At 61.0% G+C, this 21,666-nt stretch carries 27 protein-coding genes and 1 pseudogene; 21 read left to right on the forward strand and 7 right to left on the reverse strand.

Going from position 1 to position 21,666, the window contains the following annotated elements:
• Positions 1-90 precede the first annotated feature (90 nt).
• The 4 genes and pseudogenes from NKH23_RS29685 to NKH23_RS29700 all read right to left on the reverse strand — a co-directional run bounded on the left by NKH23_RS29685 (position 91) and on the right by NKH23_RS29700 (position 4,681).
• On the reverse strand, positions 91-645 hold the full coding sequence (locus NKH23_RS29685; RefSeq protein WP_352979649.1) for an Lcl C-terminal domain-containing protein: 555 nt from the start codon (positions 643-645) through the stop codon (positions 91-93).
• A gap of 340 nt (positions 646-985) precedes the next feature.
• Positions 986-1,686: pseudogene (locus NKH23_RS29690) on the reverse strand (SOS response-associated peptidase).
• 694 nt (positions 1,687-2,380) lie between these two features.
• On the reverse strand, positions 2,381-2,806 hold the full coding sequence (locus tag NKH23_RS29695) for a YidB family protein (protein ID WP_353036065.1): 426 nt from the start codon (positions 2,804-2,806) through the stop codon (positions 2,381-2,383).
• A gap of 1,686 nt (positions 2,807-4,492) precedes the next feature.
• A complete protein-coding gene (locus tag NKH23_RS29700) occupies positions 4,493-4,681 on the reverse strand; it encodes a DUF3606 domain-containing protein (RefSeq protein WP_352979652.1) in 189 nt (62 codons plus the stop codon).
• A 69-nt stretch (positions 4,682-4,750) separates the two neighbouring features.
• Between NKH23_RS29700 and NKH23_RS29705 the strand changes: the two genes are divergently transcribed.
• The 5 genes from NKH23_RS29705 to NKH23_RS29725 all read left to right on the forward strand — a co-directional run bounded on the left by NKH23_RS29705 (position 4,751) and on the right by NKH23_RS29725 (position 6,591).
• The gene (locus NKH23_RS29705; RefSeq protein ID WP_352979654.1) at positions 4,751-5,044 is read left to right on the forward strand and encodes a hypothetical protein; all 294 of its coding nucleotides are present in this window, start codon (positions 4,751-4,753) and stop codon (positions 5,042-5,044) included.
• A 143-nt stretch (positions 5,045-5,187) separates the two neighbouring features.
• Positions 5,188-5,469: an ATP-dependent DNA ligase gene (locus NKH23_RS29710; protein ID WP_352979656.1), complete on the forward strand. Its 282-nt coding sequence runs from the start codon at positions 5,188-5,190 to the stop codon at positions 5,467-5,469.
• A gap of 4 nt (positions 5,470-5,473) precedes the next feature.
• A complete protein-coding gene (locus NKH23_RS29715; protein ID WP_353027141.1) occupies positions 5,474-5,818 on the forward strand; it encodes an ATP-dependent DNA ligase in 345 nt (114 codons plus the stop codon).
• Positions 5,815-6,009, forward strand: coding sequence for a hypothetical protein (locus NKH23_RS29720; RefSeq protein WP_353036067.1), 195 nt, complete (start codon positions 5,815-5,817; stop codon positions 6,007-6,009). Before NKH23_RS29715 ends, NKH23_RS29720 begins: the two co-directional genes overlap by 4 nt.
• A gap of 282 nt (positions 6,010-6,291) precedes the next feature.
• Entirely contained in the window at positions 6,292-6,591 is a 300-nt protein-coding gene (locus tag NKH23_RS29725) for a DUF1236 domain-containing protein (protein WP_352979662.1), read from the forward strand.
• Here the strand turns inward: NKH23_RS29725 and NKH23_RS29730 are convergent.
• Both NKH23_RS29730 and NKH23_RS29735 read right to left on the reverse strand, forming a co-directional pair.
• Complete coding sequence (locus NKH23_RS29730) at positions 6,582-6,779, reverse strand: hypothetical protein (protein ID WP_352979688.1); 198 nt, start codon at positions 6,777-6,779, stop codon at positions 6,582-6,584. The two genes, NKH23_RS29725 and NKH23_RS29730, sit on opposite strands and share 10 nt — an antisense overlap.
• Positions 6,780-6,828: 49 nt before the next feature.
• The gene (locus tag NKH23_RS29735; protein ID WP_352979664.1) at positions 6,829-7,218 is read right to left on the reverse strand and encodes a VOC family protein; all 390 of its coding nucleotides are present in this window, start codon (positions 7,216-7,218) and stop codon (positions 6,829-6,831) included.
• Between the two features lie 524 nt (positions 7,219-7,742).
• Here NKH23_RS29735 and NKH23_RS29740 point away from each other — a divergent pair.
• The 7 genes from NKH23_RS29740 (at position 7,743) to NKH23_RS29770 (ending at position 10,221) form a co-directional block, all read left to right on the forward strand.
• Complete coding sequence (locus NKH23_RS29740) at positions 7,743-7,982, forward strand: hypothetical protein (RefSeq protein ID WP_352979666.1); 240 nt, start codon at positions 7,743-7,745, stop codon at positions 7,980-7,982.
• Positions 7,969-8,232: a hypothetical protein gene (locus NKH23_RS29745; protein WP_352979668.1), complete on the forward strand. Its 264-nt coding sequence runs from the start codon at positions 7,969-7,971 to the stop codon at positions 8,230-8,232. The genes NKH23_RS29740 and NKH23_RS29745 overlap by 14 nt, the downstream gene beginning before the upstream one ends.
• Before the next feature lie 148 nt (positions 8,233-8,380).
• The gene (locus NKH23_RS29750) at positions 8,381-8,569 is read left to right on the forward strand and encodes a helix-turn-helix transcriptional regulator (protein WP_353036150.1); all 189 of its coding nucleotides are present in this window, start codon (positions 8,381-8,383) and stop codon (positions 8,567-8,569) included.
• Between the two features lie 328 nt (positions 8,570-8,897).
• Positions 8,898-9,095, forward strand: a complete 198-nt coding sequence (locus tag NKH23_RS29755) for a ribbon-helix-helix protein, CopG family (RefSeq protein WP_502912389.1) — start codon at positions 8,898-8,900, stop codon at positions 9,093-9,095.
• Positions 9,089-9,454 carry a type II toxin-antitoxin system VapC family toxin gene (locus NKH23_RS29760; RefSeq protein ID WP_353036069.1) on the forward strand — a complete coding sequence of 122 codons (366 nt, stop codon included), beginning with the start codon at positions 9,089-9,091 and terminating at the stop codon, positions 9,452-9,454. The genes NKH23_RS29755 and NKH23_RS29760 overlap by 7 nt, the downstream gene beginning before the upstream one ends.
• A 280-nt stretch (positions 9,455-9,734) precedes the next feature.
• The gene (locus tag NKH23_RS29765; RefSeq protein WP_353036070.1) at positions 9,735-9,872 is read left to right on the forward strand and encodes a hypothetical protein; all 138 of its coding nucleotides are present in this window, start codon (positions 9,735-9,737) and stop codon (positions 9,870-9,872) included.
• Between the two features lie 106 nt (positions 9,873-9,978).
• On the forward strand, positions 9,979-10,221 hold the full coding sequence (locus NKH23_RS29770; protein ID WP_353036072.1) for a type II toxin-antitoxin system Phd/YefM family antitoxin: 243 nt from the start codon (positions 9,979-9,981) through the stop codon (positions 10,219-10,221).
• Between the two features lie 94 nt (positions 10,222-10,315).
• Here NKH23_RS29770 and NKH23_RS29775 read toward each other — a convergent pair whose 3' ends face one another.
• Positions 10,316-10,996, reverse strand: coding sequence for a GntR family transcriptional regulator (locus NKH23_RS29775; protein ID WP_292654482.1), 681 nt, complete (start codon positions 10,994-10,996; stop codon positions 10,316-10,318).
• Positions 10,997-11,227: 231 nt separating this feature from the next.
• Here NKH23_RS29775 and NKH23_RS29780 point away from each other — a divergent pair, with 231 nt between their 5' ends.
• The 9 genes from NKH23_RS29780 to NKH23_RS29820 all read left to right on the forward strand — a co-directional run bounded on the left by NKH23_RS29780 (position 11,228) and on the right by NKH23_RS29820 (position 21,653).
• Positions 11,228-12,355: a sugar ABC transporter substrate-binding protein gene (locus NKH23_RS29780; RefSeq protein WP_353036074.1), complete on the forward strand. Its 1,128-nt coding sequence runs from the start codon at positions 11,228-11,230 to the stop codon at positions 12,353-12,355.
• A 72-nt stretch (positions 12,356-12,427) separates the two neighbouring features.
• Complete coding sequence (locus NKH23_RS29785; RefSeq protein ID WP_502912390.1) at positions 12,428-13,966, forward strand: sugar ABC transporter ATP-binding protein; 1,539 nt, start codon at positions 12,428-12,430, stop codon at positions 13,964-13,966.
• Positions 13,963-16,035, forward strand: coding sequence for an ABC transporter permease subunit (locus NKH23_RS29790; protein WP_353036076.1), 2,073 nt, complete (start codon positions 13,963-13,965; stop codon positions 16,033-16,035). The genes NKH23_RS29785 and NKH23_RS29790 overlap by 4 nt, the downstream gene beginning before the upstream one ends.
• A 13-nt stretch (positions 16,036-16,048) precedes the next feature.
• Positions 16,049-16,855: an SDR family oxidoreductase gene (locus NKH23_RS29795; RefSeq protein WP_353036078.1), complete on the forward strand. Its 807-nt coding sequence runs from the start codon at positions 16,049-16,051 to the stop codon at positions 16,853-16,855.
• Between the two features lie 10 nt (positions 16,856-16,865).
• A complete protein-coding gene (locus NKH23_RS29800; protein WP_353036080.1) occupies positions 16,866-17,813 on the forward strand; it encodes a 3-hydroxyacyl-CoA dehydrogenase in 948 nt (315 codons plus the stop codon).
• On the forward strand, positions 17,810-18,772 hold the full coding sequence (gene kce / locus NKH23_RS29805; protein ID WP_353036082.1) for a 3,5-dioxohexanoate:acetyl-CoA acetone transferase: 963 nt from the start codon (positions 17,810-17,812) through the stop codon (positions 18,770-18,772). Before NKH23_RS29800 ends, kce begins: the two co-directional genes overlap by 4 nt.
• A 35-nt stretch (positions 18,773-18,807) precedes the next feature.
• The gene (locus NKH23_RS29810; protein ID WP_353036084.1) at positions 18,808-19,686 is read left to right on the forward strand and encodes an SMP-30/gluconolactonase/LRE family protein; all 879 of its coding nucleotides are present in this window, start codon (positions 18,808-18,810) and stop codon (positions 19,684-19,686) included.
• Between the two features lie 295 nt (positions 19,687-19,981).
• Positions 19,982-20,611: a DUF6088 family protein gene (locus tag NKH23_RS29815; protein WP_353036086.1), complete on the forward strand. Its 630-nt coding sequence runs from the start codon at positions 19,982-19,984 to the stop codon at positions 20,609-20,611.
• Positions 20,604-21,653 carry a nucleotidyl transferase AbiEii/AbiGii toxin family protein gene (locus NKH23_RS29820; protein ID WP_353036088.1) on the forward strand — a complete coding sequence of 350 codons (1,050 nt, stop codon included), beginning with the start codon at positions 20,604-20,606 and terminating at the stop codon, positions 21,651-21,653. Before NKH23_RS29815 ends, NKH23_RS29820 begins: the two co-directional genes overlap by 8 nt.
• Positions 21,654-21,666: the final 13 nt, after the last annotated feature.

The raw sequence follows: 21,666 nt of genomic DNA on the forward strand, positions 1-21,666 counted from the left end.
AATTCATAACGACTCTATGATTACCTTCCACAATCGCGGAAATATAGCTCGCATAAGAGCGATATGGTGCTCAATAGGTCACGCCAGTAGCTAGTCCACGCCTGTGGCCGGCACCCCAAAGACGCACCATGCGCTTGCCTTCTTGGTCGCTTCAAGCGGACGCACCAGAGTCGTGGGTGCACTGAATGTGACGACCGCGAAGGATCCTGCCAGCCCTGGCCATTCAGTGCGCGTCCAGTATTCGGTTTCGCTACGCGCGAGCGGTGGCAGCTTGTATTGCGCGAACGCCTCGCGCTGCCTTGGCCAGTCCGCCGAATCGAGGCTCGTCAATTCCGCCATCGTCGGAAGTTGCCAGCCCATGTCGCCGTACGGCCCGCCTTGTCCGAGCGTAGCGCAATACCCCATCGCATCGCTCAGCGTGGCAGGCTGATCAAGCCTGTCTATCCTGGCGACGAGGCAAGTGCGTTGGTCAACGAAGGCCCTGCCGCCATGTTCAGCGAGCAGCCAGAAATTTTGGTCATTCAGCGGCTGGCGGGCCTGCTTGTGCACAATACCGCAAGGTGCGGCTTGGGACTGTGGCGCCGACATGGTTGCGAAAACGGCAAAGCCAATGCTGAAAGTCGCAAGGGTGGCAATCCGAAGCATGCCTTCCTCCTTCCTGCCCACGTGTTCCGCGTGGCATCCGAATAAGCGTAGTTGAACCGGCGAACAATTAAAAGTTCCTGCACTTCGGAGATGGCAGGAACTTCCTTGAATTTACGGCCACCATGACGGACATCCCAGTTGGTGCTCGGCCGAAAATCTGCTGCAAGAGGTTTCCATACATGGGGAACTGGTTGCGTGACGTATGCCAACTGCATGGGAGCATATTGGCGAACAGCCGACCACAGCTAACTTATTAGACCATACAGGGGGCGCCAAAGGGCGAGCGCGACGGCGCGACAAGGCCCGTTCGCTTAAGTGCGGAGCGAGTGTTGACTCATACCTAAAACAGCGACCCTTGCGCCGGCGCGTGTTCAGGCGCTGCCGCGAACTTAATCTGTGTCGCCGGCTTGTCGACGATCACCAGCGCATCATCGGGCGCCGTGCGCTGCAGGTGTCTTGCCTCCGACCATGGCGCGGTGAGCCAGGTCTGGGTTTCTTCCGGCGTGGTCAGGATCACCGGCATTGCCTTGTCGTGGATCGGCGCGTTGGGCCTGGTCGTCATGAAGCCATAGACCTGGTGATCGCCGGGGCCGTCCTTGACCTTGCGAATGCCCTGCCAGCGCGTCCACAGGCCGGCAAAGAAGAACAGCGGGCGGTCCTCGCCGAGTGCAAACCAGTAGTTGCGCTGGATGCCGGTCTCGGGGTCCTTGTCGCCGGGCGTCGGGCTGGGCTCGGCAAAGCTGGTGACGGGCACCACGCAGCGGTTCTCGATGCCGAGATATTGCTGCCAGTGGCCGTATTGCGGATTGCGGATATTGGTGGTGCCGTAGTCGGCCTTGCCCTTCACCCGCTCCAGTGGCGTCGGCATGCCCCACAGCAGATTGGCCAGTTCGCGTTCGCCGTCCGACGCATTGCGCACCACCGGGCCTGGCTGGTTGGGATGTCGATGGAGGGTTCGAGATTGCCGAGGATGTCGCGCAAGGCGCGGGTCCACTGGCGAATGGCCTCCTGGCTGGTCGTGATATTGTAAAGATTGCACATGGCCTGGAATGTGCCCCAATCGCTGCTGTGTCGCAACGTCCACAGGGCAATAGGCACGGCTTCCATTCCCCTGAAATGGCCTGGCAGAGGTTTAGCAAGACTTGCTTTGGCGAAGCGCACACCAGGCGGCTCCTCCTAGCAGCGTTAGAATGCATCCGAGCAGTGTTGGCTGTCGCGATCTCCGAAGGGAGCGGACTACGCCCAGCCTGATCTCTGCGCAACAATATCGCGCATTTTAGATGCGCAAAAAACCTTGCCACCTGAGCGCCGATAGGAATTATCGCGCATCTGTAATGCGCGATAATTCCATGCTGCACCTTGTCGGAAAGCATCAGGCGGGTCAGTATCGGGAACGCCTTCGCTTGCTCGGGATCAGGAATCCGCCCTTCAGTAGCTCCAGAGCGTCAAGTGCCTCTTCCCCCTGCAAATTTGTCAGAGCTACCCCGTCTGTGAAGACAACCTGGTCGTCATCTATATCATACACCTCCCAAAACCCGTTCGTGACTCTTCGGAGGGCGTGACGACGTTCCATCAGCGGATGCTAATTGAGTCGCGAGAAATGGAGGCAAAAAATTGAGAACGGGCGAAATTTGCAGTGGAAAAGTTGGACGCACGGCGCAAGCTTGCCCTCCGAAGTCCACGCGCCATCTGGATCAGCTTGCCCGCAACGTTACCTGTCGGTGGCGAGGTGGCGCTAAGTACGACCAGTCCTTGGGACCTCGTCCAAGAGATTTGGACCCTTACTCGCTGGCAACTGGCCGTCGGGAGTGAGCTTGTCCACTGCGTCGGGGAGTTCTCTTGTGAGCCGGTCGAGAAGCTCGTCATGTGACAATCCGGTTTGCTCGGCCAGATCGTCCAACGTTTGCGGGTCGATTGCTTTCTCAACCTGTTCGCGCTGAACGGGTCGGTTGGATCCTGTTCCTACCCAAGAATCTACCTGATCGCCCGCACCCACATTTCTGAGACGGTCCAGGATGTCGCCGAGGCCGCCGGGCGAGCCAGCGCTAGCGTTGGGATCTGTCGATTTCCTGCCAGCGATCAACTCGCCGATCTTGTCCCTGTTCTTGTAGGCAAGCAGGCCAAGCAACGCTATGGCGACCTTTCCTATGTCAAGGCTCATTTCGCATCTCCTTCCACAAGAAGGCAAAAGTCATGCGCTTTTGAAAGGTTCCACGATTCGGGTCTCCCACCGGAATTCCGGGCTAGCCCCGAACCTGTTGTATATTAGCATCTGCGGAACTTTCGGCCCTTTCGCGTGTTGGTGCTTTGTACTCCGGCCAGACAGCAAATTGTGATCAGCTGTCGGTCACACTGGTCCGTCGGCTTCGGTCGGCGGGCTTTTTGTTGTCTTGGGTGGAACACCCGCTTGCGACGATAGTTCGATCAATAACACTATTCGCCCAGATCGGGGCCTCGCATAGGAGAGCGCCGCTTGCCCACTTGGACACAAAGAGACGAGAGAGAGCAGCGCACGTCAGATGCTGCCCGGTCGTTAATCGATGTTGAGCGCGCGGCCCGAGAGGCAAAGACGGCTCGGCTCCGGGAGCAGCGGCTGAAGGCTGAAAACACGCCCTCCTTGGAAACACGCGATTGAACAGCTTCGCAGTGAAATGGCAGTGCTGGTGGACCCCGGCTTTTGGGTAGCGCTGGCGGTCGTGCTGGTTCCCTACGGGATCCGCGTTGCACTGCTTCTGTGGGTAGCCAGCCCCCGGCTCTGAAATAGCCTTCCTTCAACCGATGACGGCGCATAACGGTTCGTTAGGCATGTTTGAGGCCGTGATGGGATTGTCTCCAAACGTTCATCGACCGCCTTCGAAGCGCTCGGTAGGCGGGCAGGCATGCATCATCTCCCAATGGGTGTCGCTCTCGCCATTTCGCTTGCATTCGGTTTAGTGGTGACGGCGATTGCCGCGAAGGATCAGTCGGAAGGCTGCGGCACGCGGTGCTCATCCGTCCTGGGCGATGTTCCCATGAGGGGCACGCGCCACGATGTGGAGGCGGAACCGGACATCGGGCACTCCGAGCCCTAAACAGAGGGCCGCCCTCCTTAGCAGCCTTTACGTGTCATTGTCCGCTACTGGCAGCCGAAGGGCATCGGCAACTTCGACTATGGCGTCCTTTATCTCTTGGTCTGTCGCGACCAAATGAGGTGCCGCCTCCCGAACCCGGCGTAGCGCGGCAGAAATCGATATGGTGTCCTCTCGGTCAGCCCTGGTGAGGACCGCATTAATTGCCTCCTCCAACACTGGATCGATCCTTGCAACGCCCATCCAACCCCCCGGTTGTAAGGGTTCGATGATACTACCGTCGTCATAAGGATCAATTCGATGTGCGAAAGCGTACCGAAGGGTTCCTCAGCGATCTGCTCCGGACTCAATTTGTTCCTGGAAATGTTTGGTAAAAATTTCTGAGCGGGTGATCGGATAACTGGCTCACGCGAAGACCCCGTGCCCCCCTTAGTTTGCCAAGTAGCGCCTTCTGCACCGGCTTGCCGGCCAAAACTCTGTTGCAATTCAGCCATGACCGGGTCGGACGCCGGCGCTGACTAAAACCGCCGGTTGGTGGACGCGTTACAGATCATGCGCCTAAAGTCGACCTGATCGCGCGCACCAGCCCAACCCCCGAAGTCCCTAGCTTGGTGCAAGTCGCTTGATCGGGTCCCGCCGTCCTGGCAGTGCGGCGGGACTTTTTGGTGCTGTAACACCCGACCGGCGCGGCGGTTCATCTTAACGCAGCAAGTCTCTCCACCGATAGGCCCGCCTTCGAAGAAATATCGCTGAATTGCGTTGGTGCATTTGTTCGGGGATCACCGGAGACGAAGCGATTTTGCAGCTTCTGTCAGGCGGGCGCGGTCGTTGCCGTAGGTCTTGATCAACTGCCGAACCTGGTCGGGCGTCAGGCCGTTCTGCTCGGCGAAATATTCCACCTCATAGTCTTCGTCCGCGGATACGCGATTGCGGTCTCGGAAATCCCGCTTACTCCTATCGTCAGCCATCTGGGTCCTCCTTCGAGTTGGATCGACAGCAACGCCGGCAAGTAACTTTCGTTGCGGCCGGCGCGGGCAATGGCGGCTGACGCCCATGGACATCTCTTCCTAAGGGAGGATGATGGCGAGCAGATGGGGGCGGCAGAGAGCGGGCTGGTCTGGGGAGCACCAATGTCAAAAAAAGAGCGAACTGAGTTCAGCCTGCAGGAAAGAATTGAACTCCAATTCCAAGAGGATGTCCGCGTCGATCCACAGCGGGCGTACGAGAAGTATGGGCTCACTGAATCCCTGAAACGTGGGGTCAGACGTAGCGCCGCGATCGTTTTTGTTCTGCTGCTCGGGCTTATCATTTGGATAGCTCTTCATCACTGAGCGCAAGGTGAGCCCGCGCGCGTTGCCGTAGCCGTTCGGAATCACGTTCCGTTCACTCTGGCTAATATAAGCTTTGTACCTAGTATTGACTGGGTGCGTAAAATTGTAAGTACCGGCGGCGGCAGCTCGAGTTCATTCCGCCGATGGAGCCCAAGCTGGTCCCAAAGCCACCCGAGGGTGAACACTGGATTCACGAGATCAAGCTCGACGGCTACCGCACCCCGATCGTCATCAACAGCTCCGAAGATATCCGCGCCTTCACCAAGTCCGGCGCTGACTGGACGAGCAAATACAAAGGGCTCGTCGAAGCCGCGCGCGAGCTCGACGTCAAGAACGCGATCTTCGAGGGTGAGGCAGTGGTCACCAATGCGGCCGGTCTGCCCGACTTCGACGCGCTGCAGCAGGCCGTCCACAGCGATCCCTAATGCAATGATTCTCGGCGCCTTCGACATCATATATCTTGATGGGCACGATCTTCGCGATATTGGCTGCAAGGCGCGCCGCGAAATGCTGTTCGGCATCATCAAGCCGAACAGCCGCATCCAGTTCAGCGAAGCCATCCCTGGCGACCCTAAGGCTATCTTCTATCTCGCCGACCAGGCGGGGCTTGAGGGCATCGTCTCCAAGCGCGCGGAGAGCCCGTATCGGAGCGGGCCAACATCAAACTGCTCGGCGTTGAGCGGGAGCCTGGCAAGGCGGCGTTCGCCCTGCTGGCGCAACCCGGTACCGGAAAATATGTCGGCTCGGCCTTCATCAGCCTGGGTCGCGACATGAAGGAACGGCTGTGGAAGCGGGTCAAGGAACATGCCGGCCCAGCTCCGGAAGGCGTCAAGAAGCGACCGGCGACGCAGTGGGTGGAGCCAGGCGTGAAGCTGCGGATCAAGCATCTTCGTGGCGAGCATAAGTACATACGCCACGCTTCGCTGCTGGGCTTTGGCGACGATCCGGGGCGTTCGGGGAACTAAGGGTCCGCCTGCCAAATCCAGCATGGTCGGCGGACCCTAATCAGCGCATGAAGGGCCTGTTCTTGCGCCGATTTCTCCTCTCGGAGATGACGCACCAACTACAAAGAGCTACGGCTGTTCCCGTCGCGGCCTGTGCACGGACCATTGCGCAGGTAGGCCAGACTTAGGTCTTACGGTCTAGTGGTTTAAGCCCCGTCGAGGAACGTTCGTTGGTTGGCTCGCGTTGAGGTGAGCTTGGCGCGATGAAGCTGCGTCCCGGCAAAATTCAACAAGGAGACGGCTATGAGAATGCATCTTTCCACCGCAGCCGCGGGATTTCTGTTGTTGGCCGGCATTGGTGCCGCTGCCGCCCAGGATGTGATTATCGAACCGCAGCAGGAAACCGTCATCAAAGAATTCGTGAAGAAGCAGCCGCTCGCTTCGGTGAAAATTCCTGGAGTGGAGCTCAATATCGGTTCGGCCCTTCCGGATACAGTCGAGCTTCATGAAGTGCCGAACGTCAAATATCGCTACGTGGTGGTCGACAACCGGACCGTTCTGGTGGATCCGAGCACGCGCAAGATCGTCAAGGTCTACGACTGATCTGATCTCGGGAGCGCTGGCCCGGACAGCGGCGGCAAAGCGTCGATAGTCTGGGTCAGCCGCTCGACAGTCTCAATGATCGCTTTTGCAAGCGCCTCGCCCTCATGCACCGGCAACGGTCCATAGAGTAGGTTGACTGCCTCTTCGCTCGGCAGCACGCCGGCCGGGCAAGTGAGTTCGATCGCCATACGCACGAGCTGGCCGCCGTTGCTGCCACGGGATCGATTATTGAAGAGATCAGGTGTTTTCGTCGATTTGTGCCAGACCGACGAGGTTACCCTCGGGATCTCGGAACTGCCCAATCGTCAGCGGGGTGCCGGGCGAGCGTTCCGGCCCAAGAACTCGTGACCCGCCCAACTGCTCTACTTTGGCCAGGTATGTCTCGATATCGGTCACGCTGACGTAAATGATGGTGTGTGGATCAAAATTCCTCCCGCCTCCAACACCCCCTGCCACCGGTTGAGCCCCGGAGGGTGGGGCGAGGAAGCCATAGTCGCCTGCGTCGGAAACAAGCGGCGACACTGCTCCGCCGACCTCGAATTCCCATCCGAAGAGTAGCGAGTAAAAGCGCCGCAGATTCGCTGGATTGCGCCCTATTATTTCAAAGTGGATGATTGGTCTGGCCATGACGTCCAACCTCTTTAGGCGCTCGTAAAACAGCTACCGCCCGGGAAAGTGGCTGATGCTGCGGTTCGGCGTGGTGAGACACCTGTCCGAAGTCGTGCGCGTCGATATTCTGCCAGCACACCGGTCAATGGATGAAATGCTTAGGTTGTCAGTCCTGACCCGCTTCATGTGGCCCCATCTGGCGCTCGTCTGGCAATCGTCAAGGCCGGCCTAGCGCATCATCGCGCGAGCAATGGCGATCTGCGCCTTGACCTTGGCGTTTCCTTCTACGGCATGTTGTCGACCGCGATCCGCCGCCTGAGGCTGGTGCGAGCTTGCCCGGCGAAAATTGAGCGCCGCGCCGGCGAACGATTGATAACATGGGATGGTTGCCCGAACGATGAGCTCCAGATTGTTGCCCAGGACTTTTCGCGGCGTCGTCCCACCGAGGTTCGCACTCGACGCGTGCTATATGAGCGGTGGTCAAGGCATTTGGCCCCGCGGGCATCCAGCGGGATTTGTTCGTGACCCAGGAGACACTCGGCATGAGTAACGTCGTAACGCTTCATGGTGACAAGCGCTGGAAAGCGGTCCTAGTCTACGCCCACCAGAACGGCCCCATTGCGATCGAGCATTTTCTAGAAGAGATTTCCGAGCTTCATAACGTCATCGAACACGGCCCGGACTGGAATTCCCTGATCACGTGCACGGTGACAATCAACCGCACGGACGGTGGTGAGGAACAGAACAGCCAGGAAAAGGAGGCGCGCCATGAACATCGGTGAAATCGCGAACCGTCTTAACCGGGCTGCCGAGATCGAGCGCGCCAGCCATGTGCGTGTAGAGCCGGCCGCGCTTGGTAGTCAGCAGCTCCCTAGGTCCACACCTACACCGAGCTGGTGGTTCGAGGTGGGGGCGTCCATCCCGAACACCGACAGCAATATGATCAGCACTGTGAAAGCCGCGTCGATGTCAGCGCGAACCGCAGCCCGGACCGCCTTCGCGTCGCGGTCACGCAGCGCAAACATCTGCTGATGGTGCTGGTTGGCGGCCGAATAGCAGCACGTTGAAATAGGGGCTGATCTGCAGCCACAGGTTCTCGATGATGTTGAGCATGTTTTCCGAGCCGGCGGCCCTGTATCGAGAAGTTAATTGGCCCTGAGATAGGATTTGACGTCGCCGCCTGAACACCGTCCTTGCTCGCACCGGCCTGTCACGATCCACAATCTACCGCAAGATCGCCGAGGGGACGTTCCCGGCCCAGTTCAGGATCAGCGTCAACGGCGCAGGATGGCGGGAATCCGATATCAACGGGTGGGTTGCCGATCCGGTCAGGTGGCGGCCAGAGGGAGAAGCCGGCTATGAACGGTGAGCGGAAACGCACCGGTAGAGAAAGAGCGGCCAACGGTCATGGCGACGCGGACGGCCCCCGATCCCGAGGCGCTGCGCAAGGTCAACGACGTCGCCCTCCAGCTTGCGCGCATCATCGGCCGCCGCATGGCGCGTGAGGATTTTGCCGCGCGCACGGCAGCGAACGACAACAAACCCCTGAAAAGCCGACCATGGAAGACGAGGCCGACAGGGAGTGAAGAGACTGCCTCCAGACACGCTCCCGAGACGATCTCTTCCCTCCGCTGTATCGTAGCATATGATATGTATAAGGCATATCATATGAGTGTGCGATGCGAGCTCTTATCGACATGAACGATGCTCAGGTTGAAGCCCTCGACACCCTTGCCAAACGGGCGCGCCAATCTCGTGCGGCCCTGATCCGGGCGGCAATAGACGATTATCTCGACCGCCATCATCGCGAACAGGTCGAGGATGGCTTCGGCCTGTGGGGTAAGCGCAAGGTTGGGGGGCTGGCTTATCAGGAGAAAGTGCGCCGCGAATGGTAGGCGCGCTTTTCGACACCAATATCCTCATCGACTATCTGAACGCCGTCCCCCAGGCCCGCGAGGAAATCGAGCGCTTCGAAAGCCGTGCCATCAGTATCATCACCTGGATGGGAGTGATGGTTGGCGCAAACGCCGATCTGGTCGAGCCGACCCGGCTTTTCCTCGAAGGCTTCAAAGTCATCGCTCTGGACGACGAGATCGCCAACCGTGCAGTAGCGCTGCGGCGAGCACATCGCATCAAGCTGCCCGACGCCGTGATTTGGGCTACGGCGCAAACCGCCGGACGCTTGCTTGTGACCCGCAATACCAAAGACTTTCCACCTGACGATCCGGGGATACGCGAACCATACACCCTGTAGCGAACGCGCCCCGGCCCGTGACGATGGGGGTCAGCCCCATGACCCGTATTCCCCTTTACGCCCGTTATTCCTCCGACAACCAGCGCGACGCCTCCATTGAGGAGCAGTTGCGCCAGTGCCGTGAGCGCGCCGCGCGAGGGACGGACCGCGGTAGAGAACTAATCCGACCGGGCATCTCCGGAGCATCCCTTGTATTCAGTCGCTTCTTGCCGATGCTCGGGCGGCCATTTCGACATGGTTCTGTCGGAGGCGCTGGACAATCATTCGCGATCAGGAGGACGTGGCAGGCGTCTTCAAGCGCCTGAGTTTCGCAGGCGTGACCATCGTCACCCTGTCCGAGGACCAGAAAATCGCCCGGTCGAAGGGCAGCACGAAATCGCGCGCGTCGAGGGTTTCGGCCCGTATCGCGACGATTTAGCATTCTGGGTCTTTGGAGGTTGCCCTGTTACTGCCTCGTTTCCATCTGGCGGGCGCCCGACACTTGCGGAAAGCCCATATATTCCGGAATAAAGGAAGTCTCGCCGATGACCACCACCGTCACAACCGCCGCCGTCTCGAAAAATTTCGGCGCCTATCAGGATGCCGCGGTCCGCGACCCGGTCATCATCACCAAGAACGGTCGCCCGCACACGGTGCTGCTGGCCTACGAGGATTTTGTCCGGCTGTTGAAGCGCGACCGGCGGGTCGAGCTGACAGCGGAGCTCGGCGCGGACGAGGTCGCCGCGGTCGAAGCCTCTGAAATGGAGCCGGAGTCTATACCTTCCTGATCTCAGGGATGCAGACGGGCGGGCGCTACACGCAGATGGACATATTCGTGGCTAGCGGCGGCTCGCCGCCGTACCAGCGCGACTTCGAGGAATCTTACTTCAGCAGTTTGATCAGCACTGTGAAAGCCGCGTCGATGTCGGCGCGGACCGCCGCCCGGACCGCTTCCGCATTGCGGTCTCGCAGCGCTGCAAACATCTGCTGATGGTGCTGGTTGGCGGTCGAATAGTTTCCAGAATCGTGCAGCATGTTGAAATAGGGGCTGATCTGCAGCCACAGGTTCTCGATGATGCTGAGCATGTTTTCCGAGCCCGCGGCCCGGTAGATGGAAAAGTGAAAGGCGTAATTGGCCCTGAGATAGGATTTGACGTCGCCGGCGGCATTGGCCTGCTCGAGTGCCTCCAGATGCTGGCCCAGCAGCATCACGCCGTGATCGTCAATGCGTTCTGCGGCCCATGCGGCGGCGATCGCCTCGATTTCGAACCTGACGTTCCTGAGATCGATAAGCCGCGCACGACTTAATGCCGGGATACCGATCGAACGGCCGGAAACCACCATCAAGGCGTTGGCGGCGCTCAGACGCCGCAGTGCCTCGCGAACCGGCATCGGGCTGACGCCGAAAGCGTCGGCGAGGCTCTGCACCGTCACCATCTCACCTGGAACGATGCTGCCGTCGAGGATCAACTCGGTAACGTGCCGGTAAACCCTGTCCTGCAGGGTTTCCCTGGACAGCGGCGTGATCTCGACGCCCGGCTTCCTGAATGCTGCCCCAGCCATTTCTGCCAACCTTCCCCCGTTCGGGCGACGCTCTTGTCATCCCGGCGCCTGTGCCCGGAATGCAAGGTTCGAATTGCCGCGTCAAGCGCCCGCGTGTCCAGCTTTTGCCTCTCAGCCATTTCATCATTGATCTTTGATCAAATCATGATACGGTCAGCCGCATCGAATGACAAGGAGTACGTCTCGTACCCTTGGGAGGCATTCGGTCGTCTGAACTGGGAGGAGTTTCGAATGGGTATCCGATCGAAAGGCCGGCGGCTTGCGCTGCTTGCCGGCATAGCTGTTTGCGTTCTTGGTACGTCCGCCGCCGAAGCGGCCGGAAAGCACAAGATATTTCTTAGCATGAGCTTCATCGGCAATGATTGGCAGGCCGAGGCCGCCAACATGGTCAAGGCGATGGCGTCGCACAAGAGCATGGCCGACAAGGTGGACCTCCAGGTCCAGGTGGCGGGGCCGAACGCACAGCGCCAGATCCAGCAGATCAATGCGATGGTGCAGGCAGGCGCCGAAGCCATCGTGATCTTCCCGATCTCGCCGACAGCGCTCAACCAGGTGGTGAAGAACGCCTGCGATAAGGGCGTGAAGGTGTTTGCCTATGATGCCGAGATCACCGAGCCCTGCGCCTACAATGTCCATATCGACCAGGAGGAGGCTGGCCGCGTGACGGCGGAGTGGCTGGTCAAGAAGCTTAATGGCAAAGGCAACATCATCGCGGTGACCGGCGTCCCCGGCACCTCGGTCGATGATCTGCGCACCAAAGCCGCGAAGGAGGTGTTTGCCAAGCATCCCGACATCAAGATCGTCGGCGAGGCTGTCGGCATGTGGAGCCAGGCGGTTGCCCGTACCGAACTTTCCAAAATATTGGCGACGCGCAGTTGGGACGACATCAACGGGCTGTGGATGCAGGTCGGCTGCTTCACCGCCAATTCCATGCAGCTCGAGGCCGGCAAGAAGACCAGCGAACTCCTGCCTTGCGCCGGCGAAGGTTCAAATGGCGGGCGTATCCAGATGCTGCCGGAGGGCACGGAGGTCGAGGGCGCGACGTCTCCCTACGCACCGCTCGGCGCGTCGCGCATTTCCTACGCCTCGCCGCCTTATTCCGGGGCGCTCGCTCTCAAGCTTGCCGTCGAGGCGCTTGAGGGCAAGGACGTTGCCAAGAAGACGATCCTGCCACTGCCGGTCGTCACCAACGAGACGATAAAGCTCTGCGACGAAGGCACATGGGCGGAGATGAAGGCTGGTTGCAACGCGTTCAAACCGTCGCTGGTCTCGAACCCAGGCTGGTTCGCCTCGATCTTCTCCGATCAGACACCGGAAATCGGTCTCGCAGCCGCCCTTGTAGGCCAGCCCGAGGAGTAGGCACTCCGAAAGTGGGCGTGGGGTGCTTTCGAGGCACTCCACGTACCTCTGATGCAGGCCGGGACTGGGATCATGATGTCAGCGCATTCGACAGCTGTCGGCATAGAGGGCGTCCGCAAGGCGTTTGGCGCGACAGTCGCCCTCGATGGCGTTTCCTTCCAGATCGCTTCCGGCAGCGTGCATGCCTTGCTTGGCGAGAACGGTGCGGGCAAGTCCACGCTCGTCAAGCTGCTGTCGGGGCTGGCACGGCCCGACGACGGGCAAATCACCCTGTTAGGCGAACCGGCGCCACTCGGTTCGCCGCGCGCCGCGCACGCCAAAGGCGTGCAGACAGCCTTCCAGGAAATGACGCTGGTACGCGATCTCAGCGTTCTCGATAACATGTTGCTGCCATACGCGCCCGTCGGTCCGATCGGCCTGATCAGGCGGTTGAGCGCGCGCAAGGCCGTCCGCAAGCACATCTCCGATCTGGGGTTAACGGTCGATCTCGATGCCGAGGTAGCGACGCTCGATCTCGCCGTCCGCCAGAAGATCGAAATCGCGCGCGCGCTCTATCGCAAGCCGCGCATCCTTCTGCTCGACGAGCCGACTTCGACGCTGTCGGGTGGCGATGTCGAGTGGCTGGGCGGCATCATCGGGCAGTTGAAAGCAGCCGGTACGACGGTCGTGTTCATCACCCATCGCATGCGCGAGGTGCGGGCTTTCTGCGACACGCTGACCATTCTCAGGAACGGCCACCACATCGTGACCGCGCCGGTCGCCGATGTTTCGGATGGTGAGGTGATCGAAAAGATCATCGGCCGCAGCATCGCCCAGACCTTCCCGCCGAAACCAGAAAGCGAGGCCGCCTTTGGTCCGCCGGTGCTCGGCGTACGCGATCTCAAGGCCGGGAGGAAGCTCGACGGCGTCGGTTTCGACCTGCGCAAGGGCGAGATCCTCGGTGTTGCCGGATTGCAGGGCATGGGTCAGCTCGACCTGTTCCTCGCCTGTTTCGGCATGGCCGAGATCGAGCGCGGTCATATCCTGGTCGACGGTCGCACAGTGTGGCTCGGCTCGCCCGCCGATGCGCTCAAGCCCAATATGGCAATCGGGCTAGTGCCGGAGGACCGCAAGACCGAAGGCCTGTTCCTGAAGCTCTCGGGCCGGCAGAATGCATCGCTGCCGGTCGTCGCACGCTTCACCCGGTTTGGCCTGATCAGAACAGACGAGGAGGCAAAGGCCGTACAGTCCGCCTTCTCGACCGTGGAGGTCGATAGCAGTGCCTTGTGGACGAGGGCAGGGGCGTTCTCTGGCGGCAACCAGCAAAAGATAGCCATTGCCAAATGGCTCGTCGCCGAAAGCCGGATCCTGCTGCTTTTCGATCCGACCCGGGGCATTGATGTGGGCACCAAGCACGAGCTCTACGTGATGATGCGCGACTATGTGGCGGCCGGCGGCTCGATCCTTCTGCACTCAACCGAAATTCCCGAACTGGTCCATCAATGCGACCGGGTGCTCGTCCTCTATGACGGCCATCTGGTGGCGGAGCTTGCCGGCGACGAGATCACGGAAGGCGCGATCATGCGGCCGGCGCTTGGCCATGGCGAGTTGGTCCGGGAGGCGGCGGAATGAGTGTGACGAGCTTGGCCGCTGCGGCACCGGCCGCGACATTGTCGCGGCTCCTCGCGCGGCATCGCGGCGCCATCATCGCGGCGATCGTCTTTGCGGCGCTCCTGCTGATCGTCGATCTGGTCAGTGCCGGGCGGCTCACCTATTTCGACATTTCGTTCCTGTCGAGCGGCGGCGCCACTTCGGCACTGGCGGCGATCGGCCAGACCCTGGTCATCCTGTCTGGCGGTTTCGACCTGTCCGCGGGGGCGGTGATCTCGCTGGTCAATGTCGTCCTGGCAAACGGCATGGATCCGATGGCCACCGGCACGAGTGTCGCGCTTTGGACTTTGGCCGGAATTGGGGTCGGCATGCTGGTCGGCGCCTTCAACGGCTTCTTCATTGCCGTCCTGCGCATGCAGCCTATCGTCGTCACGCTGTCGACCATGTTCATCCTGCAGGGGGTAACGCTGCTGGTCATGGACAAGCCCGGCGGCTTCGTCTCGCCCGATCTTGGCGCCTTCTATCTCGGTGATGCTATCGCCGGCTGGATACCGATGCCGCTGGTGGTCATCGGCGTCGTCCTGCTCGGCTGGTTCTGGCTCAAAGGCACACGCTTCGGGACAGCGCTTTATGCGGTCGGCAGCGATCCGGATGCCGCCGCCGCGGTCGGTGTGCGCGTCGTTCTCGTACGCTTCCTGGTCTATGTCATTGCCGGCGGCTGCTATGGGCTTGCCGGCGTTTTCATCAGCGCCCAGACCGGCAGCGGCGATCCGCTGGTCGGCAACCCGTTGTTGCTGTCGATGTTCGCGGCGGTCGTCGTTGGCGGCACAAGGCTGGGCGGCGGTCAAGGCGGGCCGGTCGGCACCGTCTTCGGCGCCTACATCCTGATGATGGTCGTCAACATCCTGCTCGTGCTCAACGTCTCGGCCTATTATTCGACGATCGCCGAGGGCACGATCCTGATCCTTGCCGTGCTTGCCGGCTCGCTGTCGCATGGCTCCGTGCTTGCCCGCCAACTGCGTGCGCTGCGGGCTCGGCTGGCCGCGTGGCGCGCCGGAATGCTGCCCTCGCAGATCGATCGCACCGACCGGCGGCTGAGAATTGCCCGGGGCAGCGCCGGCGAGCAGCAGGCGCCGCAGCCGGCCTTCCATGTCCGCAATGCCGAGACGCTGCGCTATGCGCTGCCGGCCTATGTCTGTCTTGCGATCGTCGTGATCGTCACCCAGATCTGGCTCGGACGCGCCATCGTCAATTTTGGGTACTGGAATTCGTTGTTCGTGCTGTCGAGCTTCCTTGCCATCCTGGCGCTTGGGCAAGGCAGCGTGATCCTCACCGGTGGGCTCGACCTGTCGGTACCGTGGACGATCGGCCTTTCGGGCATCCTGCTTGCCGGCATGGTCAACGGATCCGACGCTGCACTTGTATATGCGCTGCCGGCGGTGCTCGCCGTCGCTTGCCTCATCGGTCTCGCCAACGGCATCGGTATCGTCTTTCTCGGCATCTCGCCGATCGTCATGACGCTGGCCACCAACGGCATTCTACAAGGTTTCGCTTTGCTCTACTCGCAAGGCACGCCGGCCGGCTTCTCCTCGCCGATGCTGCGCTGGTTCATGACCGGCAAGGTACTCGCCATCACGCCGGTGGTGGTGTTCATGATCGCCTTCGTCGTCTTTGCCGTGCTGCTGCTCGGCCGCACCGCTTTCGGCCGCCGCGTCTACGGCATCGGCAACAGCCTGCGCGCAGCCCAGCTCTCCGGCATAGCGGTCGGTCGCACGCTCATGCTCGTCTATATGCTGTCGGCGGTCTGCGCGGCGGTCGTCGGTATCATGCTGACCGGCTTTTCCGGCCAGGCTAGCCTCGGCATGGGCGACGACTATCTGCTGCCCTCCATCGCCGTCGTCGTGGTCGGCGGTGCGCTGATCACCGGCGGGCGTGGCCACTATCTTGGCATGCTGGGTGGGGTGCTGCTCCTGACCGCGTTACAGATGCTGCTCGCCGGCACGACGCTGCCTTACGCGACGCGGGCCATCCTGTTCGGGCTGGTGGTGCTCGGTGCCGTCATGGCGCTGCGCGAAAGGCGGATTCAGTGAAAGGGATGGAACAATGAGCTCAAGCGCACCGGCATCGGCGGACGATTTCCTGACCGGGCTCAAAGGCCAACGCGTGCTGGTCACGGCGGGCGCTGGCGGCATCGGCTTTGCCATTGCAGAGACACTGTCGCGGCTCGGCGCGCGTGTCGTGATCTGCGATATTTCCGACGAGGCGCTGGCTGCCGCTCCAGAGAGGATTTCGCTCGCCGGCGCAGTCAAAGCCGACGTTTCGCGCGACGACGATGTCGACCGGCTGTTCGAGACTGTCAAGGAAAAGCTCGGCGGGCTCGACGCCCTGATCAACAATGCCGGCATTGCCGGGCCGACCGGCGGCGTCGATGAGATCGACCCGGCAGACTGGCGGCGTTGCATAGATATCTGCCTGACCGGCCAGTTCCTGTGCGCGCGGCGTGCCGTGCCGCTGATCAAGGCGGCGGGCGGCGGCTCGATTGTCTCGATGTCTTCGGCCGCCGGCCGCCATGGCTACGCGTTCCGCACGCCGTATTCGGCTGCCAAGTTCGGCGTTGTGGGCCTGACCCAGAGTCTTGCCAAGGAACTCGGACCGCATGGCATCAGGGTCAATGCCATTTTGCCCGGCATCATCGAAGGGCCGCGCATCGACAAGGTCATTGCCGACCGGGCAAAGCAATTAGGCGTTTCAAACGAGGAGATGACACAACGCTATCTGCAGAACATCTCGCTGCGCCGTATGACGAGCCCATATGATGTCGCGGCGATGGTGGCTTTCCTGCTTTCCGATGCGGGCGTCAACATTTCCGGCCAGTCGCTCGGCGTCGACGGCAACGTCGAGACATTGTGAGGGGGCGATCATGGCGAAGGTAGCAATTGTCGGAAGCGGCTTCATCGGGCGCGCGTGGGCGATCAGCTTCGCTCGTGCCGGGCATGATGTGCGCATGTGGGACCAGGCGCCGGCCGCGACCAGCGGTGCGCGCGACTATATCGCCGGCGTGCTCGGCGACCTCGCCGCCAACGATTTGCTGCGGGGACAAGCGGTGGATGCCGTGCTCGGCCGCATCACCATTGTGGCCGAGCTTGGCGAGGCCCTGGCCGATGCCGTCCACGTCCAGGAGAACACACCGGAAAACCTCGAGGTGAGGCGTGACGTGTTCTCCCGGATCGACGCCCTTGCCGGTCCGCAGGCGGTTATCGCCAGTTCCACCTCGGCGCTGTTGCCGTCGAAATTCACCGATCATCTTCAGGGGCGCCATCGCTGCCTCGTCGTACACCCGATCAATCCGCCCTATCTCATCCCGGCAGCGGAAGTCGTGCCGGCGCCATGGACCTCCGCCGAAACGGTGGAAAGGACCTGCGCCTTTCTTGTCGAGGCGGGCCATGCGCCGCTGGTGATGAAGCGCGAACTCGACGGCTTCATCATGAACCGCTTGCAGGGCGCGCTATTGGAGGAGGCGTTCCGGCTCGTCGCCGACGGCTATGCCAGCGTCGAGGACGTCGACACGGGCCTGCGCGAGGGGCTGGCGCTGCGCTGGTCGTTCATGGGTCCGTTCGAAACGATCGACCTCAACGCACCTGGTGGTGTGCGCGACTATGTAGAGCGCTACCAGACGATCTATTCCAACATCTTCCCGCAGATGCTGCGGCGGGTCGACTGGGCCAGCGAGGTCATGGAGACGGTCGAGGCCGAGCGCCGCAAGCGGCTGCCGCGGGAAGAACTCGGCGAACGGCAGGTCTGGCGCGACCGCAGGCTGATGGCGCTGGCGGCGCACAAGAAAAAATCGGATCAGGAGTTTGGACGATGACGGAAACAAGCCGCAAGCCCGGCACCCAGCAGACCAAGGGCAAGGTCATCATCACCTGTGCGGTGACGGGAGCAATCCATACGCCGACCATGTCGCCCTATCTGCCGATCACGCCGGACCAGATCGCCTCGGAGGCGATCGCGGCGGCGGAGGCTGGTGCGGCGATCCTGCATCTGCATGCCCGCGACCCTGAGACCGGCAAGCCCGACCAGACGCCAGAGGCGTTCGCGCGTTTCCTGCCGCGCGTCAAGCAAGGCACCAATGCCGCCATCAATATCACTACCGGCGGCAGTCCTTACATGAAGGTGGAGGAGCGTGTGCGCCCCGCCGCCCAGTTCAAGCCGGAAGTCGCCTCGCTCAACATGGGGTCGATCAATTTCGGGCTCTATCACCTCGTAGACAAATACGAAACGTTCAAGTTCGACTGGGAAAGGCCGCATCTGGAAGCGACGCGTGACCTGGTCTTCCGCAACTCGTTCAAGGACATCGAGTACATACTGGAGACCTGTTACGACAACGGCACGCGCTTCGAGTTCGAGTGCTACGACATCGCCCATCTGTATAACCTCTCCCATTTCGCCGATCGCGGGCTGGTGAAACTGCCGTTCTTCGTACAGTCCGTGTTCGGCCTCCTCGGCGGCATCGGTACGCACCCGGAAGACGTCGCCCATATGAAGCGCACCGCCGATCGCCTGTTCGGCGATCAATACCGCTGGTCGGTGCTGGGTGCGGGCGCCAGCCAGTTGCGCATTGCCGCGCAATCGGCAGCGCTTGGCGGCAATATTCGCGTTGGGCTCGAAGACAGTCTGTGGGCCGGCAAGGGCAAGCTTGCCAAATCGAACGCCGAGCAGGTGGTGCTTGCCCGCAAGATCATCGAAGGACTGGGCATGGAAGTGGCGACGCCCGACGAGGCCCGCGAAATCCTGTCATTGAAGGGCGGCGACCAGGTCGCGTTCTGACCGGTTTCTGCAAGGTTCGAACAGAGGAGGACGGCATGAAGATCGAGGTCGTGGTGGACGTGAAGACCACGCTGGGCGAGGGACCGCTGTGGGACGTTGAACAGGAGCGCCTCTACTGGATCGACAGTTTCGACGGGCGTGTGTTTCGGGCGACCGCCGACGGCCGCGAGATCCGTTGCTGGGACGTGCCGATGAAGATCGGCTCGATGGCATTGCGCAAGGACGGCGGTGGCGCGGTGGTGTCGCTGCAGCGCGGTTTCCATTTGCTTGATTTCGCCACCGGCGAGGTGACGCTGATCCACGATCCAGAGCCGGACAGGCAGATGAACCGGCTCAATGACGGCAAGGTCGATCGGCGCGGCCGCTTCTTCGCCGGGTCTATGGACACGATGGAAGAGGGACCCTCCGGCGGGCTCTACCGGCTCGATCCCGATTTCTCCGTCACCAGAATAGATTCCGGCATCATCTGCTCGAACGGCCCGTGCTGGAGCCCCGACGACCGCACCTTCTATTTCGCAGACACCTGGACCGGCGAGATCTGGGCCTACGACTATGATATCGAAACGGGCGCCGCCAACAACCGGCGCACCTTCACCCGCGTCGATACCAGCCGGGGAGGGGCGGCCGACGGCTCAACTGTCGATGCCGAGGGCTTCCTCTGGAACGCGCTGGTCTATGACGGCAGGCTGGTGCGTTACGCGCCCGACGGCAGCGTTGATCGCATCATCGACATGCCCGTCAAGAAGATCACCAGCGTCATGTTCGGCGGGCCGAAGCTCGACACCCTGTACGTCACGTCGATGGCCAAACCGCCGCTGCCGCGCTTTCCGGGCGACGGTGTCTTGCGCGGCAGCCTTTTTGCCATCACCGGCCTCGGCGTAACGGGAGTTCCGGAGCCAAGATTTGCCGCATGAAGCTCGGCATTGAACCGTCGCTTAGTCGCGGTCATGTCCCGGCAGCTTTCCGCAATCTCAGCCTCTAGCAGGCTACCTTCCGACGGGCCGGCGGCCGGCATGATCTTCGTGCCCGAATCCGTTTAGGCTCGCCCAGACAAGCTTTCTCCAGGTACCCTGTCGCTGCGGCCCGCCAACTGAGTCCGCGGCGCTTGGTTGGGCTCTCGCACCCTGTCGAGAAACCTAGCAACCCGACAGCGAGGCCTATTTTTTCGATGCCTTGAATGTCAGTAAAAGATACGCTATTTTCTGACGCATGAAGACGGTCATTTCCTCAGTTCCTGATCGGATTTTGAGGCGCGCCCGCGGTTGCGGGCGCGGGGGCGTTTTCACGCCCAGCGATTTTCTTGATCTGGCGGGACGGTCAGCGATTGATCAGGCGCTCTCGCGCCTCATCAAAAGAGGCAGGTTGCGGCGTCTCGCCCGCGGACTTTACGATTTCCCGAAACTGCATCCAAAACTTGGGGCGCTTTCCCCGTCGCCCGATGATGTTGCCCAGGCGCTGGCCAGGGAGACGGGCTCTCATGTGCAGGTCGCCGGGACTCACGCGGCCAATGCGCTTGGTCTGACCAGCCAAGTTCCCGCCCGAACCTCATATCTCACGGATGGTCCATCCCGTCGCGTGGTGCTCGGAAGGCGTGTTATCGACCTGCGCCATGCGTCGCCCAAACACCTGATAGCACCGGGGAGTGCTGCGGGGACAGTCGTTCAGGCGTTGCGGCATCTCGGGCCGTCACGGGCCGGCGATGTCGTTCAGATCGCGTCGCGCCAACTGTCCCTGAGTGACAAAAAGAGACTCGTCTCGACCGCCATACAGGCGCCGGCTTGGATGCGTCCGATACTACGCGCCATTGGCGACTCACCATCGGATGCGGCTCATGGATAGCTTCGCGCGCCAAGCCGCGTCGGATAGGTCTGCTGTCTTTGGAGAATCCGGTGCGCGGCGCGGCATCGCGAGTATCGTTATCGAGAAGGACTTCTGGGTCTGCTGGACCTTGAAGCGACTTTTTGAACTCAAGATAAACGATGCACCCACCCTAGTCTTTAAGGGCGGAACTTCTCTCTCCAAGGCCTACGGTGCTATCAATCGCTTCTCTGAAGACATCGACCTCTCCATCTACCGCGCCAATCTCGGATATGAGGGCGATCGAGATCCAGAAAGGCAAGGGATCAGCAAGAAGCAATCGGGCAAGCTCATTGATGACCTCATTGCTGATGTTGAAAAACACATCGCCAGCAAACTTCGGCCGGCCCTTAATGAGGCAATTGCCAGACAATTGGGTGGTCCAGCTCAAGGCAAATGGTCATTGGAGATCGATGTCCACGATTCACAGACCATGAACTTTTACTATCCTGCCGCACTTGCCAGTCCAGCCTATGAAGGCGTCGCCTACATTACGCCGCGGGTTAAGCTCGAGTTCGGGGCTCGAGGCGATCCTTGGCCAACCGAGCAGAAGACCATTCGGGCCTATTCGGCTGACGACTTTCCCGATTTCTTCGAGGATCCGGATTGCACCGTCACGGTCCTTTCGGCACGTAGAACGTTTTGGGAGAAAGTTACCGCGCTACACGCCGAAGCGCACCGCCCGGAGGACTCCCCCACACCTCAGTACTTTTCACGCCATTATTATGACGTTGCAATGCTGCTTGACACGGCAGAAGGGCGGGGCGCAGCTATTGACTTCGACATGTTGGAACAGGTCGCGAAACACAAGGCCGTGTACTTTAGATCCGGCTGGGCAAGTTACGATACGGCTCGTCCAGGGACATTGGACTTAATGCCTGCAGCGCACCGTATGAAGGACCTTCGCGCCGACTACCAAGCAATGCAGGCGATGATGTTCGATGAGAAGCCTTATACATTTGACGAAGTCCTTGCCCGAATCGAGGCGCTGCAGGCAGCCAGCAATGCAGCTGAGCGTGGATGACTTCGTCCACTGA

Source organism: Mesorhizobium sp. M1328 (assembly GCF_040318075.1).
In the GTDB taxonomy this organism is placed as follows: Bacteria; Pseudomonadota; Alphaproteobacteria; order Rhizobiales; family Rhizobiaceae; genus Mesorhizobium.

Excerpts from the sequence above, each read along its gene's own strand:
- NKH23_RS29685 (WP_352979649.1), bottom strand. The coding sequence starts at position 645 with ATGCTTCGGATTGCCACCCTTGCGACTTTCAGCATTGGCTTTGCCGTT.
- NKH23_RS29695 (WP_353036065.1), bottom strand. The coding sequence starts at position 2,806 with ATGAGCCTTGACATAGGAAAGGTCGCCATAGCGTTGCTTGGCCTGCTT.
- NKH23_RS29700 (WP_352979652.1), bottom strand. The coding sequence starts at position 4,681 with ATGGCTGACGATAGGAGTAAGCGGGATTTCCGAGACCGCAATCGCGTA.
- NKH23_RS29705 (WP_352979654.1), top strand. The coding sequence starts at position 4,751 with ATGGCGGCTGACGCCCATGGACATCTCTTCCTAAGGGAGGATGATGGC.
- NKH23_RS29710 (WP_352979656.1), top strand. The coding sequence starts at position 5,188 with ATGGAGCCCAAGCTGGTCCCAAAGCCACCCGAGGGTGAACACTGGATT.
- NKH23_RS29715 (WP_353027141.1), top strand. The coding sequence starts at position 5,474 with ATGATTCTCGGCGCCTTCGACATCATATATCTTGATGGGCACGATCTT.
- NKH23_RS29720 (WP_353036067.1), top strand. The coding sequence starts at position 5,815 with ATGAAGGAACGGCTGTGGAAGCGGGTCAAGGAACATGCCGGCCCAGCT.
- NKH23_RS29725 (WP_352979662.1), top strand. The coding sequence starts at position 6,292 with ATGAGAATGCATCTTTCCACCGCAGCCGCGGGATTTCTGTTGTTGGCC.
- NKH23_RS29730 (WP_352979688.1), bottom strand. The coding sequence starts at position 6,779 with ATGGCGATCGAACTCACTTGCCCGGCCGGCGTGCTGCCGAGCGAAGAG.
- NKH23_RS29735 (WP_352979664.1), bottom strand. The coding sequence starts at position 7,218 with ATGGCCAGACCAATCATCCACTTTGAAATAATAGGGCGCAATCCAGCG.
- NKH23_RS29740 (WP_352979666.1), top strand. The coding sequence starts at position 7,743 with ATGAGTAACGTCGTAACGCTTCATGGTGACAAGCGCTGGAAAGCGGTC.
- NKH23_RS29745 (WP_352979668.1), top strand. The coding sequence starts at position 7,969 with ATGAACATCGGTGAAATCGCGAACCGTCTTAACCGGGCTGCCGAGATC.
- NKH23_RS29755 (WP_502912389.1), top strand. The coding sequence starts at position 8,898 with ATGAACGATGCTCAGGTTGAAGCCCTCGACACCCTTGCCAAACGGGCG.
- NKH23_RS29760 (WP_353036069.1), top strand. The coding sequence starts at position 9,089 with ATGGTAGGCGCGCTTTTCGACACCAATATCCTCATCGACTATCTGAAC.
- NKH23_RS29770 (WP_353036072.1), top strand. The coding sequence starts at position 9,979 with ATGACCACCACCGTCACAACCGCCGCCGTCTCGAAAAATTTCGGCGCC.
- NKH23_RS29775 (WP_292654482.1), bottom strand. The coding sequence starts at position 10,996 with ATGGCTGGGGCAGCATTCAGGAAGCCGGGCGTCGAGATCACGCCGCTG.
- NKH23_RS29780 (WP_353036074.1), top strand. The coding sequence starts at position 11,228 with ATGGGTATCCGATCGAAAGGCCGGCGGCTTGCGCTGCTTGCCGGCATA.
- NKH23_RS29785 (WP_502912390.1), top strand. The coding sequence starts at position 12,428 with ATGATGTCAGCGCATTCGACAGCTGTCGGCATAGAGGGCGTCCGCAAG.
- NKH23_RS29790 (WP_353036076.1), top strand. The coding sequence starts at position 13,963 with ATGAGTGTGACGAGCTTGGCCGCTGCGGCACCGGCCGCGACATTGTCG.
- NKH23_RS29795 (WP_353036078.1), top strand. The coding sequence starts at position 16,049 with ATGAGCTCAAGCGCACCGGCATCGGCGGACGATTTCCTGACCGGGCTC.
- NKH23_RS29800 (WP_353036080.1), top strand. The coding sequence starts at position 16,866 with ATGGCGAAGGTAGCAATTGTCGGAAGCGGCTTCATCGGGCGCGCGTGG.
- kce (WP_353036082.1), top strand. The coding sequence starts at position 17,810 with ATGACGGAAACAAGCCGCAAGCCCGGCACCCAGCAGACCAAGGGCAAG.
- NKH23_RS29810 (WP_353036084.1), top strand. The coding sequence starts at position 18,808 with ATGAAGATCGAGGTCGTGGTGGACGTGAAGACCACGCTGGGCGAGGGA.
- NKH23_RS29815 (WP_353036086.1), top strand. The coding sequence starts at position 19,982 with ATGAAGACGGTCATTTCCTCAGTTCCTGATCGGATTTTGAGGCGCGCC.
- NKH23_RS29820 (WP_353036088.1), top strand. The coding sequence starts at position 20,604 with ATGGATAGCTTCGCGCGCCAAGCCGCGTCGGATAGGTCTGCTGTCTTT.